Source organism: Vibrio breoganii (assembly GCF_024346795.1).
Lineage (GTDB): Bacteria > Pseudomonadota > Gammaproteobacteria > Enterobacterales > Vibrionaceae > Vibrio > Vibrio breoganii.
The window spans coordinates 2441272-2454680 of sequence record NZ_AP024864.1 but is presented as its reverse complement, the minus strand read 5'-3'; the positions used below and the strand labels follow the sequence as shown (position 1 = coordinate 2454680).

Sequence of the window (13409 nt, the reverse complement as noted above, 5' to 3'; positions counted from 1 at the left end):
TGTAATGGAGGCGTGTTGCCTCCATTCTTCTATTTAAAATTACTATACCGGAGGGCTCATGGCTGTAGCTGCCAATAAACGTTCTGTGATGACTCTATTCTCAAGTGCTACTGATATGGCTAGCCATCAGGTACGTATCGTTTTGGCTGAGAAAGGCGTAGCCGTCGAAGTTGAACTTGTTGACGAGGCGAACCTACCTGCTGAACTTGCAGAATTGAACCCATACAAATCTGTTCCAACTCTCGTTGATCGTGAACTTACACTGTACGATTCAAAGATCATCATGGAATACCTAGACGAGCGTTTCCCGCATCCGCCACTAATGCCTGTATACCCTGTCGATCGTGGTAAGAATCGTCTTATGATGTACCGCATTCAGCGTAACTGGTACAGCGTTGCAGAGAAAATCATCGCTACAACTGGCGAAGAACAAGAAAAAGCACGTCAAAAACTGCGTAATGACCTACTAATGCTTGGTCCTCTATTTGCAGAAAGCGAGTACTTCATGAGTGAAGACTTTAGCTTGATTGATTGCTACCTTGCTCCACTATTGTGGCGCTTGCCTACGTTCGGTATCGAGCTGACAGGTCCTGGTTCAAAAGAGCTTAAGATCTACATGAACCGCGTATTTGAGCGTGATTCATTCCTAGCTTCTTTGACTGAAGCAGAACGTGAGATGCGTCTAGTTCGTTAATGGATATTTCTGCAATGACTCCCCGTCGACCGTATCTGCTTCGCGCATTTTATGACTGGTTGGCGGAGAATGAACTGACTCCTCACTTAGTGGTTGACGCTACTATGCCAGGAGTACGCGTACCGGAAGAGTATGTACAAGATGGACAAATCATCTTGAACGTTGCTCCTCGTGCTGTAGGCAACCTAGAGATTGGCAACGAAGCGTTAACGTTTCATGCTCGTTTCGGTGGTCGACCTCATTCAGTTATCGTTCCTATCTACGCTGTGCAGGCTATCTATGCTCGCGAAAATGGCGCAGGAACTATGTTTGAGCCTGAAGAGGCTTATGACGATAACTTAGAGATGGAAGAAGAGAATCACTTGGCTTCTGCTGACTCTTTAACCGCGGTTGAAGATACAGTAGAAGTTGAAGTAGAGCCTTCTCCAGACCCTGATGATGAACCGCCAAGACCTAAAGGTCGTCCAAGCCTTCGCGTGGTGAAATAACACCAAAGAAAACAAAAAGAGGAGCCCTAGGGCTCCTCTTTTATATTCTAAAGCTAACGCTAATAAAACAGCAATTAGTTTTCAATGGACTCTTCGACGATATCTCCAGAGCGGTCAATAACCACATCGCCTTCCATGATGTCACTCTCATCTGCTGCGCTATCGACTAGCGGTGCTTGTTCAAGTGCTGCATCTTCTACGCTAGCATCAACCACAGGGGCTTCTGCTGCAGGTGCCTTAGCATCGCTGGTTGGAGCTGGAGCTTTTTTCGCTTCCAAGGTGGCAAGGTCGGCAATCTCAAAACCACGAATCACCAATTTTACGCCACTAACATTGCGAGCTGTATCCGTGGCAATATCAGCGCTTTCAGGTGTGACGTAACCGAACAGGAATACTTCACTGTTCTCGGTAATCACTTTAACCGATACGCCTTTCAGCTTGTCTACTCTCATTAGAGCGGATTTAACCTTAGCGGTGATCCAGCTGTCACGGCTCATCTGAGAGACGTTGATAACCGGTTGTATGCGCAGTTGGTTATAGACCTTTTTAACACCAGCTATTTTTTCAACATGTTCTTCGACTTGAGTACTAAGTTCTTCCGTGGGCGCCTGACCAATCAAGACCACTTTACCTCTAAAGGAGCTAGCCGCTACACGAACTTTACCTGAGAATGGCGGTTTGTTACCTAAAGCAGCAGCTTCAAATTCGATATTATTATCGCTCCAGATCTCTCGCGTAGAGCGATCATCAGTCACGATATCAGAGGAGTCACTGACAAACATGCCCGCGCAACCAGAGAGAAGCAGCGATGCAAGTATTGTCGCTACGTATAAAGAAAGCTTGCGAGTGTACAACATGGATCTAAATCCTCACTACGGGTAATTTTTATTCGACGTGTTCTGGAAATAATACCTGATCAATTAGGTCACAAAGACAGTGCAGAGTCAGCATATGAACTTCATGGATACGCGCGGTGCGATTGGATGGAATGCGGATTTCTACGTCGTGTTCACCTAAAAGGCCTGCCATTTCGCCACCATCTTTCCCCGTTAGGGCTATGATGGTCATGTCTCTTGTTACCGCAGCTTCCATCGCTTTGATGATGTTCTTGCTGTTACCACTGGTTGAGATCGCCAGTAAGATATCGCCTTGTTGGCCAATGGCTCTCACTTGTTTTGAAAACACTTCTTGGTAATGATAATCGTTGGCTACCGCCGTTAATGTGGCAATATCTGAGGTTAACGTCATCGCCGGTAGGCTAGGGCGTTCTGTCTCAAAGCGGTTTAAAAGACAAGAAACGAACTGCTGTGAGTTGGCGCTAGAACCGCCATTACCACAACAAAGAATCTTCTTACCATTTAGCAGAGTACTCACCATCGCTTGAGCGGCATGTGTGATGGCGTCTGGCAACTCTTCAGCGGCCGCGATTTGAATCTGTATGCTCTCTGTAAAGCTGGCTTTTATGCTATCGTGCATTTCTATCCTTCGACAATTGCGTTTTGTATCCACTCGACTTGGCTAGGCTCACTGCTCAGAGCCACCACATCGAATCGAAAATAGGTGTGATCAGGGGAGAGGTTGTTCTTACTCAACCACAACAAAGCGGTTTTTTTGAGTTTTGATTGCTTAGCTTTGGTAACGGCTTCTACGCCGCTACCGTAGTGATGCTGTTTTCGGTATTTCACCTCAACAAAAACAATCTCTCGTTGATCGCGCATTATTAGGTCAATTTCACCACATTTTGCGCGAAAATTCTTTTCCAAAAATATGAGGCCTTGCTTCGCGAGATAACGCTGCGCTTTGGCCTCATATTTGTGCCCAATGGCAAGTCTACTTAGTAGACTCATACTCTGCCCAGCTAAGCTGGCGCTGCACTACACATTGCTCATCGATGCTCAACACGCCGGTTTGTCCTTGCAGTGAATGTCCAGGACTGACTTTCATGTTTGGCAAGGCATTGATGAGGCTGTAAGCATCCATACCCAGTGCACGTAGGCGTTTTTGCTGGTTGCTCGACTTCTCCCAGATGCCTTGCATCTGCGTGTCTAACTCCTCGTTCGGCTCTACCAACATTGGAATATCGCTGTAGATAACACCAGAAAGATCTTGAGACGCACGCTTCACGCCCGTGTTGCTGCGCGAGTTTGCATACAGCTTAGGCGGTGTTGCCTCTGGGTTGATTGCTACGTTAATAAACGGCTTGATAAGGTTAAGCTCAGAATCACCCGCAATGATGTAGACGGCATCGATGTCTCTACGAGAACGCTGCTCCGACTCCATCTCCATTTCCATCAGCTTGTCCATCTGTGCGATACGTTTTTGGCTATCTTGTAGGCCAAATACGGTGTTGATAGCAAACTGCAGTTGGTTTTTAGAGCGGAAGTAGGAAACGGCACTCTTGGTTTCGTTGTTCTTGTTCCATTCTTCATTGAACGCGTCAGCCATACGTTGGCCGTAGCTTCCACGTGGTGCAATGATCAATGGGTATTTAGCGCCAGTATCCGCTAGGTGTCTTGCTGCCTCAGCCGCTTCTTGCTCTGGAGATAAGGTTACGTAACAGAAGTCAGAGCCTTCTAGAATCTCTTTCGGGAAGTTAAGGGCCAGCATAGGGATTGGGTTGTCGCTGTCTTGCTGAACGTCTTGCAGCTCTTCAATGGTAGTGCGCATCAAAGGACCCACTACAAAGTCAACATTCTGCTCTTCCAGTTGTTGCTGGATTTGAGCCGTGTCGTTCTTGTTACTATCAATAACAACGTACTCTGCTTCTGGAAGCCTAGCTTCATCACTCATCATAGCGAAAACAAAGCCATCTCTGATGACTTCAGCTTGCTTCGCAAACTTGCCACTTAGAGGAAGAACCAGTGCGGTCTTATTTGGCTGAACGATCTCTAAAGCTAAAGTGTCTTTTATTTCCTGCGGCGTATAGAGCGATGCAGGATGGCTAAAGTTCTCGTCAATCCAAGCTTGCAATGATTTTTGCAGCTTAGGAAGGTTGTGGCTGTATGACTGGTTGGCGATAGCCAACTCTTGCCACCCTTTAAGCTCATGCTCGTTTTCAGCAATCTGCATTGCCTTGAGTTCGTCGACAGTGACGCTGTTCATTAATGCCCAGATTTGGTCAACGTTCTCTTGCTGTTGCTCTTCCGATAGAAAGTCTGCGCGCAGTACTTGCTCTCTTGCAGCATCTAATGGCTGGTAAAGATCTTGATAGATCTCAGAGCGCAATTCGTAGTAGCGTTGCCACTGTGTGCGTTCTAGTCGCCATTCATTGCGAAAGTTAAGTTGCTTTAAGGCATCGGTTGGCTGTTCTTCATTAAGAAGTAGTTGAGCTCGTGCTAATTGCCATTCAGCCTGTTGTGTCTCTGACATGTTTTGCTGTGCTAGACGCTGGATAATGCGATTTGCTAGGCCAGCATTATCTTCTTCAACCGCGGCTTTTAAAGATAAAATTAACCAATCAATTTGTTCGGAACCGTCAGAAGAATCAGCCTTGATCAGGTAGTATTCTGAGGTTTGAGTTGGCTGATTGAGAATATTGGATTGTTGCGCAGCTTCTGGATCAGAAGAGGGACTTGAACAAGCCGCAAGAAGTACAGACAATGCAATGGGAGTAAGAATGCGTGATACACTGTATCCAGATCGATTTTTTTGCGCCATGAGTTCTTTAATAATTGTGGATTAATTACCTCTATATTAATCCCTCAAGTGACGGTAAACAAATGACAGATAACAATTCTTTTGATTCTTCGACAGCGACCCTCTATATCGTCCCTACTCCAATAGGGAATTTAGGCGATATTACGCAGCGCGCTATTGAAGTTTTGAACGGTGTAGACTTGATTGCAGCGGAAGATACACGTCACACAGGACGACTGCTTTCACACCTAAATGTAGGCACGCGTACCTTTGCTCTGCACGACCACAATGAGCAACAGAAATCTCAAGTTCTCGTTGAAAAACTCCTTGAAGGTCAATCAATTGCGTTGGTTTCCGATGCAGGGACTCCTCTAATCAGCGACCCTGGCTATCACTTGGTTAATCAGTGTCGTCAGGCTGGCGTTCGCGTTGTGCCTTTACCGGGAGCTTGCGCGGTCATCACAGCATTGAGCGCGGCAGGCTTGCCGTCGGATCGCTTTAGCTTCGAAGGTTTCTTACCTCCAAAGAGTAAAGGAAGAAAAGATCGCTTCTTGGAGCTCGCTAAGGTCGAACGCACCTGTATTTTCTATGAATCGCCGCACCGCATCATGGATTCTCTCGCGGATATGCTTCAAGTATTAGGCCCAGATCGCCAAGTAGTGTTAGCTCGCGAGTTAACTAAGACGTTTGAAACCATACAAGGTATGCCTTTGGGTGAACTCATTCCTTGGCTTGAAGAAGACGCTAACCGTATTCGCGGCGAAATGGTGTTGCTGGTTCACGGTTACCGTGAAGAAAGCAGTGATGAATTGCCAGAAGAAGCGCGACGTACTTTGGCTATATTGACCAAAGAACTGCCGTTGAAGAAAGCGGCAGCTCTAACCGCAGAGATCTATAGTTTGAAAAAGAATGCGCTATATAAGTGGGGACTTGAGCACATAGAGTAGCGGATAGGCGGTTAAGCCTTTATTTGATTAGACATCTGTGATCTTTGTCAGTACAATCCGCCCCGGAGCTAACCAGATAGTCGCTGCTTCGTTGATGTCCTTCGGGAGACTGACGGAGGGGAGGAAAGTCCGGGCTTCACAGAGCAGGGTGCCAGGTAACGCCTGGGGGGCGCAAGCCCACGACAAGTGCAGCAGAGAGAAGACCGCCGATGACCTTCGGGTACAGGTAAGGGTGAAAGGGTGCGGTAAGAGCGCACCGTGCGACTGGCAACAGTTCGTAGCAGGGTAAACTCCACCCGAAGCAAGACCAAATAGGCTCTCACATTGCGTTGCTCGCGTAAGAGGGCGGGTAGGTTGCTCGAGCCAGTGAGCGATTGCTGGCCTAGACGAATGGCTATCACCGCGCAAGCGGATACAGAACCCGGCTTATAGGTAAGCTCCACCTATTAAAAAAGCCCCGCCTTGGCGGGGCTTTTTGCTATTCAAAATCTATCAAAATGCTCTTTGCTTCTTTATATACGGAGCTTTCCCTTCGAGTGAAGTACATCAAAGGTGCAACCCCTTGCACTGTTTAAGTAATTATTTGGTGATTTTACTTACTAACGCTGACTAAACCAGACTATTTCAGTACACTAAGCTAATAGTTATCTAAATTAAATCGAGCTTTTGTAATGAGCGAATCCTTTAAACACGTCTCCGTTTTACTCGACGAATCCGTTGATGGTCTAAACATCAAACCCGATGGTACTTATATCGATGGTACCTTTGGACGCGGTGGTCACAGCCGAGTTATTTTGTCTAAATTGGGCGAAAATGGTCGACTGTTTAGTATTGATAGAGATCCACAAGCCATCGCTGAAGCTGCGAAGATTGATGACCCTAGGTTTACCATTATCCATGGTCCGTTTTCAGGTATGGAAGGCTATGCTCAAGAGCGAGACCTTGTAGGCAAGGTCGATGGTGTGCTTCTTGATCTTGGTGTTTCTTCTCCACAGTTAGATGACGCAGAACGCGGTTTCAGCTTTATGAAGGATGGCCCGCTCGATATGCGTATGGACCCAACATCAGGGATCCCTGTATCAAAGTGGCTACAAGATGCCGATGTTGAAGACATTACTTGGGTGATTCGTGAGTTTGGTGAAGATAAGCATGCATGGCGCATCGCCAAAGCTATCGTTGCCTATCGTGAGAATGAAGAAAACGAACCACTTGTTCGTACGGGACAACTAGCGAAGCTTATCTCTGACGCAGCCCCGAAAAGCTTTAAAGAGAAAAAGCACCCAGCGACTCGCTCATTTCAGGCATTTCGCATCTACATCAACAGTGAGTTGGATGAGATTGCCACAGCCTTGAACGGGGCGAAGAATATTCTCGCGGAAGAGGGGCGCTTGTCTGTGATTAGTTTCCATTCTCTAGAAGATAGAATGGTAAAACAGTTCATGCGCAAAGAAAGCCGTGGTCCGCAGGTTCCGCATGGTATTCCTATGACTGAAGTGCAGATTCAAGCGCTTGGCAGCGCCGCAATGAAAACAGTGGGTAAGGCAATTAAGCCATCACTTTCAGAATTAGACGTCAATATTAGAGCAAGAAGCTCAGTATTAAGGATTGCCGAAAAGCTATGAGTGAATCAGGGAAGTTGATTCAAACTGAAGTGCCATTATTAGGGAAGATCATTGTACGCGATCTGTTTACCGCAGGTCGTGTGCCACTTTTTTTGTTGATTCTTCTCTTTTTTAGCGCAATTACCGTAGTGCTTACCACGCATATGACGCGACAAGCGATCTCTCAAAAAGATGTCGCTCTGGAAGGTCGTGAGCAGTTAGATGAAGAGTGGCGCAATCTTATCCTCGAGGAGAATGCTCTTTCCGAACACAGTCGTGTCCAGAAAATGGCAACCTCAGAACTCGAAATGAAGCGACCAGACTCTGATAAGGAAGTCATAGTTAAACTGTAATGAAACCGACTAAAAAGAAACCTGCCAAGACAACCAAAAAGCGCACCCCTAAAAAGGTAGAACCCAGCAAAGTGGTTCCTGCTGACACCAGTATCATTAATTGGCGCTATCTAACGGTACTGGGCTTTATTCTCTTGCTACTTGGTGCGTTGCTCGCAAGGGTAGCTTACATCCAAGTTATTGAACCAGATACATTAATTGAACGTGGTGATATGCGTTCGGTTAGGGTGAAAGCAATGCCTTCTGCACGTGGGATCATCTCAGATCGCAATGGCGAGCAGATAGCAGTCAGTGTTCCGGTAGAAGCGGTTTATGCCGATCCTCGAAATATTTTCACTAAGGGTGATGCATTAACCGATGTGGCTCGCTGGCATGCTCTGGCAGATGTACTGCAGCTCGATAGAGAGGCATTAATAGAGCGAATTGAGAAAAATAAAAATCGCCGTTTTATCTATCTACAACGCCAAGTTAGCCCTGCAATGGCTAAGTACATCAAAGAGTTAAAATTAAAAGGCATCGGTCTGAGAGATGAATCTCGTCGCTATTACCCAACGGGAGAGATTAGTGCTCACGTTGTGGGAGTGACAGGTATTGATAGCCACGGACTTGAAGGTGTTGAACGTAGCTACGATGAATACTTATCCGGTCAAGCGGGCTCGCGTAAGGTTCGTAAAGACCGCGATGGCCGAGTGGTAGAGAACATCTCTATGACCGAGAGCAAGCAAGGTAACCCGCTGCAGCTCACTATAGATCAGCGCTTACAGGCCATTGCGTATCGCGCGATCAAACAAGCGGTAGCGGATCATAGGGCGACATCGGGCAGTGTTGTCTTACTAGATGTGAAAACCGGTGGGATATTGGCTATGGTCAACTCCCCATCGTATAACCCGAATACTCGCGATCAGTTACAATCTTTCCGCATGCGAAATCGAGCTATTACTGATTCACTAGAGCCTGGTTCGTCGGTGAAGCCATTTGTAGTCTTGGCAGCATTAGATAATGGTACTGCTGATCTGAATACGGTTATCGATACCGGTAATGGTGTCATGCGTGTTGGAGGAAGCCGAGTACGAGATACCTCTAAAGTGGGTAAGGCCGATCTAAAAACCATCCTTAAGAAGTCGAGCAACATTGGTGTTGCTACCTTGGCTTTGGATATGCCGCTAGATTCCCTTTTAGGCATGTATCAGTCTATTGGCTTTGGCTCTACGTCTGGAATTAACCTTGTCGGTGAAACAACGGGCTTGTTCCCTAATCGTCGACGTTGGTCTCAGTTTGAAATCGCGACACTCGCCTTTGGTTATGGCTTATCCGTCACGCCGCTTCAACTTGCTCATGCCTATGCGACCTTAGGGAGCTACGGGAGCTTCAAACCTCTGCACATTATTAAAGACGCCAAGAACCTTGATGCTAAGCAGGTTGCAGATCCTGAGCATGCTCGTGAAGTGCTGGAAATGTTGGAAGCTGTGACGCTTAAAGGAGGCACCGCGACACGTGCTGCCGTACCTGGTTATCGTGTAGGTGCTAAAACGGGTACCTCGCGTAAGGCTAAGGCGGGTGGCTACAGTGATGAGTACGTCACCATTACTGCCGGTGTAGCACCGATCAGCAACCCTCGAGTGGCTCTGGTTGTCGTGGTGAATGAGCCACAAGGTGATGATTATTACGGTGGCTCAGTAGCTGCCCCTGTTTTTTCCGAAGTTTTGAAGGGAGCACTGCAGATCTTGAATGTGCCGCCCGATGCTAATAAAAGTTAAGAAATAGTATGAATGTTCAATGCACACTGCAGCACCTTGTTCAGCCTTGGCTGAATAATCTAAGTGAGAAACTGGGTCAGATCTCTGTGTCGGACTTAGAGCTAGATAGCAGGCAAATAGAGCCGGGTTCTACCTTCGTAGCCATTAAAGGGCATACCGTTGACGGTAGACGCTTCATCTCAAATGCGGTAAAAGCCGGAGCGAGCCTGGTGATAGCTGAAAGTGATGACGATTATCCTCATGGCAGTACCGTATGGATGGGTGAAACCCCTGTATTGTATTTGGATAGCCTGAGCTTGAACCTGTCTGCGATAGCGAGCCGATTATATCGCTTTGATAACATGGATCTTATTGCTGTTACTGGCACAAATGGCAAAACCACGATTACGCAAATTATCGCCCAGTGGCTAGATAGTGTAGGCAAGCAAGCTGCGGTTATGGGCACTACGGGTAATGGTTTTCTTTCTTCTCTCAAAGAGGCAAAAAATACCACAGGCAGTGCGATTGAAGTGTGCAAAACGCTATCGCAATTGAGTGAACTAGGCGCTGATATTACTGCTCTAGAAACCTCGTCACATGGCTTGGTTCAGCATCGTATCAAGGCGTTAAAATTTGTGGCGGCGGTGTTTACCAATCTAAGTCGAGACCACCTTGATTATCACGGAAGTATGGCGGAATACGCTAAGGCAAAACTGAGCCTATTTACCGAGCATTCGTGCAAACATAAGGTGATCAATGCCGATGATTCTGTAGGTCAGGAGTGGTTAGAACTATTGCCTGATGCGATAGCGGTATCTTTGCTAGAAAAACCTCAAACTAAACAATATATGTACGCGAGCAATGTTCGTTACTCAGAGCAGGGTATCGAGATTAGCTTTGAGAGTAGTTGGGGGAAAGGAGTACTAAAGGCACCACTTATCGGTGAGTTTAATGCAAGTAACCTGCTACTTGGCTTTACCACCCTTCTTAGTTTGGGCTTTGATATCAGGGCTTTACAAAAGGCAGCAACACAATTGCAGCCGGTCATTGGCCGAATGGAACTCTTTCAAACGGCTGACAAAGCTAAAGTAGTGGTGGACTATGCTCATACTCCAGATGCATTGGAAAAAGCATTGTGCGCCTTGCGAGTGCATTGTGAAGGACAGTTGTGGGCGATCTTTGGTTGTGGTGGCGACAGAGACAGTGGCAAGCGTCCTATGATGGCTCAGATCGGTGAACGATTCGCAGACCGCGTTATTCTTGCTGACGACAACCCGCGTAGCGAAGATCCCGCTCTCATTATCCAAGACATGCTAAAAGGCGTTTCAAATCAACAATCTGTGACTGTTGAACATGATAGATTCAAAGCCTTGTCCTATGCTATTGAACAGGCAACGTCTAAAGACATTATTTTACTGGCCGGTAAAGGGCACGAGGATTATCAAATCTTAGGAGATGACACCATTCATTACTCTGATCGTGAATCGGCAATGACCTTGTTGGAGCTAATTTAATGATAAGCACTCAATTATCGGATATGGCCCTCGCTGTAGACGGACGTTTGCTTGGAAGCAACTTAGCAATTGAGTCAGTTTCCACGGACAGTCGCAACATAGGCTGCAATGGATTGTTTGTGGCTTTAGTTGGAGAGCGCTTTGATGCTCATAACTTTTGCGAACAAGCGGTAGAGCAGGGCGCCGTTGCGTTATTAGTAGAAAAAGAACTGCCATTGCCCGTTCCACAGCTCATTGTCGACGATACTAAGTTGGCCTTAGGAAAATTAGGCGCTTGGAATTTTGCTAAAGCTGATATGCCTAAGGTGGCGATCACTGGCAGTTGTGGCAAAACCACAGTCAAAGAGATGCTAGCCTCAATTTTATCTTTGCGAGGCGAGGTTTTAGCCACCGCAGGAAACTTCAATAACGATATTGGCGCTCCACTTACTCTGCTGCGTGCCACAGAGCAACACGATTTTTCTGTGATTGAATTGGGCGCAAACCATGAGCACGAAATTGAATATACAGTGAACTTAGTCCAGCCCGATATTGCTCTAGTGAATAATGTTGCCGCCGCTCACCTTGAGGGGTTTGGCTCTATGCAGGGCATTATGAAAGCGAAGGGAGAGATATTCTCCACCTTAGATGAAGGCGGTCTTGCACTGTATAACTTAGAGAGCCAAGGCGGAGAGTTATGGCAAGCCTTACTTGAAAATAAACGAGTACAAACCTTCTCTTTAGATAATTCGCTGGCTGAGTACTATGCAGGCAATATTGCTATAGATAGCAATGGCTTAGCGAGTTTCCATCTGCATACCCCATTTGGTATGGCAGAGGTGAAATTAGGGGTTGTTGGTCGCCATAATGTAGCGAATGCAGTAGCGGCAGCAGCGATAGCCTTAAATTTGGGAACTGACCTGCCAACGGTAGTTCGTGGGCTTGAATCGGTGGCTCAAGTTAAGGGACGGGTTGCAGTTGAGCAACTCACAGACAAAATACGTCTTATTGATGACAGTTATAATGCCAGCGTACCGGCGATGAAGGCTGCTGCTGACTTGCTTGGCATGTTTGAAGGGAGCCGCTGGCTTATCTTGGGATTTATGGCTGAATTAGGCAAAGAAAGTCTTGAACTTCATCGGCAAGTCGGTGAATATGCAGCAAAATTTGGGTTTGAGCATGTACTGACTTATGGGGATGACACTAAGGTAATTAGTGATGTGACTCATGGGCGTCATTTTGAAGATCACCAAAGCCTGATGGCTTTCATTGAACAACAACTCTCTACTCAACCACACACTCAACATACTTTGCTCGTTAAGGGCGCAAACAGTGCGCAGATGAGCAAGATTGCCGCTGCTTTGAAGGAGAAGCTTAAATGATTATCTGGCTAGCGGATTTATTACAGCCTTATTTTTCGTTCTTTCGTCTTTTTGATTATCTTTCTTTTCGTTCGATACTCAGTGTTATAACTGCTTTATGTCTATCCCTGTGGATGGGGCCTAAGTTGATCCGACGTTTGCAGTTGCTGCAGATCGGTCAGGTAGTTCGTCATGACGGTCCAGAATCACACCTAAGCAAGCATGGTACACCGACCATGGGCGGTGTAATGATTCTCGCCGCGATTACTATTACAGTATTGCTGTGGGCAAATCTTTCTAACCCCTATGTATGGGCGGTGCTCGCTGTACTGCTTGGCTATGGCGCGGTAGGCTTTGTGGATGACTACCGTAAGGTCGTGCGCAAAAACACCGATGGCTTGATAGCGCGTTGGAAATATTTCTGGCAATCGGCCATCGCTATAGTAGTGGCTTTTGCACTGTATGCTCATGGTAAAGATACAGCCGCCACTCAGCTGGTGGTGCCATTTTTCAAAGACATCATGCCGCAATTAGGCCTGCTTTATATTGTTCTCACCTACTTTGTTATTGTCGGTACCAGTAATGCAGTAAACCTAACCGATGGCTTGGATGGTCTCGCTATTATGCCGACCATTTTGGTGGCGGCAGGTTTTGCGGTTATTGCGTATGCGACGGGTAACGTCAACTTCGCACAATACCTGCATATTCCCTATATTCCTTACACCAGTGAGTTAGTGATCTTCTGTACCGCTATTGTCGGTGCTGGTCTTGGGTTCTTGTGGTTTAACACCTATCCAGCTCAAGTATTTATGGGCGATGTAGGTTCTCTTGCGTTAGGCGGTGCCTTGGGCACAATCGCAGTTCTTGTACGCCAAGAGTTTGTATTGGTCATTATGGGTGGTGTATTTGTAATGGAGACCCTGTCGGTAATTCTTCAGGTAGGCTCTTACAAATTGCGTGGACAACGAGTGTTCCGCATGGCACCTATCCACCACCACTATGAGCTAAAAGGCTGGCCTGAGCCGCGCGTTATTGTTCGTTTTTGGATCATCTCTATCGTGCTAGTACTGATTGGTCTGGCTACGCTGAAGGTGCGTTAA

General features: G+C 46.7%; 13 protein-coding genes and 1 other RNA gene. 10 read left to right on the top strand and 4 right to left on the bottom strand.

The features are described from left to right. The first annotated feature begins 58 nt into the window (after window positions 1-58). On the top strand, window positions 59-694 hold the full coding sequence (gene sspA, locus OCU35_RS11340; protein WP_017026829.1) for a stringent starvation protein SspA: 636 nt from the start codon (window positions 59-61) through the stop codon (window positions 692-694). After that, window positions 694-1182, top strand: a complete 489-nt coding sequence (gene sspB / locus OCU35_RS11335) for a ClpXP protease specificity-enhancing factor (RefSeq protein ID WP_017031317.1) — start codon at window positions 694-696, stop codon at window positions 1180-1182. Before sspA ends, sspB begins: the two co-directional genes overlap by 1 nt. 74 nt (window positions 1183-1256) lie before the next feature. Here sspB and OCU35_RS11330 read toward each other — a convergent pair whose 3' ends face one another. The 4 genes from OCU35_RS11330 to OCU35_RS11315 are packed head-to-tail and all read right to left on the bottom strand — an operon-like array spanning window position 1257 to window position 4839. Beyond that, the gene (locus tag OCU35_RS11330) at window positions 1257-2039 is read right to left on the bottom strand and encodes a BON domain-containing protein (RefSeq protein ID WP_102376556.1); all 783 of its coding nucleotides are present in this window, start codon (window positions 2037-2039) and stop codon (window positions 1257-1259) included. Between the two features lie 28 nt (window positions 2040-2067). Then, complete coding sequence (locus tag OCU35_RS11325) at window positions 2068-2658, bottom strand: phosphoheptose isomerase (protein ID WP_017026832.1); 591 nt, start codon at window positions 2656-2658, stop codon at window positions 2068-2070. Window positions 2659-2660: 2 nt separating this feature from the next. Continuing rightward, entirely contained in the window at window positions 2661-3029 is a 369-nt protein-coding gene (locus OCU35_RS11320; RefSeq protein WP_261825377.1) for a YraN family protein, read from the bottom strand. After that, on the bottom strand, window positions 3013-4839 hold the full coding sequence (locus tag OCU35_RS11315) for a penicillin-binding protein activator (RefSeq protein ID WP_261825376.1): 1827 nt from the start codon (window positions 4837-4839) through the stop codon (window positions 3013-3015). Before OCU35_RS11315 ends, OCU35_RS11320 begins: the two co-directional genes overlap by 17 nt. 62 nt (window positions 4840-4901) lie before the next feature. On the opposite strand from OCU35_RS11315, the gene rsmI reads away from it, so the two are divergent. The 8 genes from rsmI to mraY all read left to right on the top strand — a co-directional run bounded on the left by rsmI (window position 4902) and on the right by mraY (window position 13409). After that, window positions 4902-5765, top strand: a complete 864-nt coding sequence (rsmI, locus tag OCU35_RS11310; protein ID WP_017031314.1) for a 16S rRNA (cytidine(1402)-2'-O)-methyltransferase — start codon at window positions 4902-4904, stop codon at window positions 5763-5765. A 64-nt stretch (window positions 5766-5829) separates the two neighbouring features. Continuing rightward, window positions 5830-6210: RNase P RNA component class A (gene rnpB / locus OCU35_RS11305), an RNA gene on the top strand. Window positions 6211-6436: 226 nt separating this feature from the next. Next, a complete protein-coding gene (gene rsmH / locus OCU35_RS11300; RefSeq protein WP_102483914.1) occupies window positions 6437-7387 on the top strand; it encodes a 16S rRNA (cytosine(1402)-N(4))-methyltransferase RsmH in 951 nt (316 codons plus the stop codon). Then, entirely contained in the window at window positions 7384-7719 is a 336-nt protein-coding gene (gene ftsL / locus OCU35_RS11295) for a cell division protein FtsL (protein WP_017026837.1), read from the top strand. The genes rsmH and ftsL overlap by 4 nt, the downstream gene beginning before the upstream one ends. Continuing rightward, window positions 7719-9476 carry a peptidoglycan glycosyltransferase FtsI gene (locus OCU35_RS11290; protein ID WP_017026838.1) on the top strand — a complete coding sequence of 586 codons (1758 nt, stop codon included), beginning with the start codon at window positions 7719-7721 and terminating at the stop codon, window positions 9474-9476. Before ftsL ends, OCU35_RS11290 begins: the two co-directional genes overlap by 1 nt. A gap of 8 nt (window positions 9477-9484) precedes the next feature. Further along, the gene (gene murE / locus OCU35_RS11285) at window positions 9485-10969 is read left to right on the top strand and encodes a UDP-N-acetylmuramoyl-L-alanyl-D-glutamate--2,6-diaminopimelate ligase (protein ID WP_102483915.1); all 1485 of its coding nucleotides are present in this window, start codon (window positions 9485-9487) and stop codon (window positions 10967-10969) included. After that, window positions 10969-12330: a UDP-N-acetylmuramoyl-tripeptide--D-alanyl-D-alanine ligase gene (locus tag OCU35_RS11280; protein ID WP_261825375.1), complete on the top strand. Its 1362-nt coding sequence runs from the start codon at window positions 10969-10971 to the stop codon at window positions 12328-12330. The genes murE and OCU35_RS11280 overlap by 1 nt, the downstream gene beginning before the upstream one ends. Further along, window positions 12327-13409 carry a phospho-N-acetylmuramoyl-pentapeptide-transferase gene (gene mraY / locus OCU35_RS11275; RefSeq protein WP_017026841.1) on the top strand — a complete coding sequence of 361 codons (1083 nt, stop codon included), beginning with the start codon at window positions 12327-12329 and terminating at the stop codon, window positions 13407-13409. The genes OCU35_RS11280 and mraY overlap by 4 nt, the downstream gene beginning before the upstream one ends.

Excerpts from the sequence above, each read along its gene's own strand:
- OCU35_RS11280 (WP_261825375.1), top strand. The coding sequence starts at position 10,969 with ATGATAAGCACTCAATTATCGGATATGGCCCTCGCTGTAGACGGACGT.
- OCU35_RS11325 (WP_017026832.1), bottom strand. The coding sequence starts at position 2,658 with ATGCACGATAGCATAAAAGCCAGCTTTACAGAGAGCATACAGATTCAA.
- OCU35_RS11290 (WP_017026838.1), top strand. The coding sequence starts at position 7,719 with ATGAAACCGACTAAAAAGAAACCTGCCAAGACAACCAAAAAGCGCACC.
- sspB (WP_017031317.1), top strand. The coding sequence starts at position 694 with ATGGATATTTCTGCAATGACTCCCCGTCGACCGTATCTGCTTCGCGCA.
- ftsL (WP_017026837.1), top strand. The coding sequence starts at position 7,384 with ATGAGTGAATCAGGGAAGTTGATTCAAACTGAAGTGCCATTATTAGGG.
- OCU35_RS11330 (WP_102376556.1), bottom strand. The coding sequence starts at position 2,039 with ATGTTGTACACTCGCAAGCTTTCTTTATACGTAGCGACAATACTTGCA.
- OCU35_RS11315 (WP_261825376.1), bottom strand. The coding sequence starts at position 4,839 with ATGGCGCAAAAAAATCGATCTGGATACAGTGTATCACGCATTCTTACT.
- murE (WP_102483915.1), top strand. The coding sequence starts at position 9,485 with ATGAATGTTCAATGCACACTGCAGCACCTTGTTCAGCCTTGGCTGAAT.
- OCU35_RS11320 (WP_261825377.1), bottom strand. The coding sequence starts at position 3,029 with ATGAGTCTACTAAGTAGACTTGCCATTGGGCACAAATATGAGGCCAAA.
- mraY (WP_017026841.1), top strand. The coding sequence starts at position 12,327 with ATGATTATCTGGCTAGCGGATTTATTACAGCCTTATTTTTCGTTCTTT.
- sspA (WP_017026829.1), top strand. The coding sequence starts at position 59 with ATGGCTGTAGCTGCCAATAAACGTTCTGTGATGACTCTATTCTCAAGT.
- rsmI (WP_017031314.1), top strand. The coding sequence starts at position 4,902 with ATGACAGATAACAATTCTTTTGATTCTTCGACAGCGACCCTCTATATC.
- rsmH (WP_102483914.1), top strand. The coding sequence starts at position 6,437 with ATGAGCGAATCCTTTAAACACGTCTCCGTTTTACTCGACGAATCCGTT.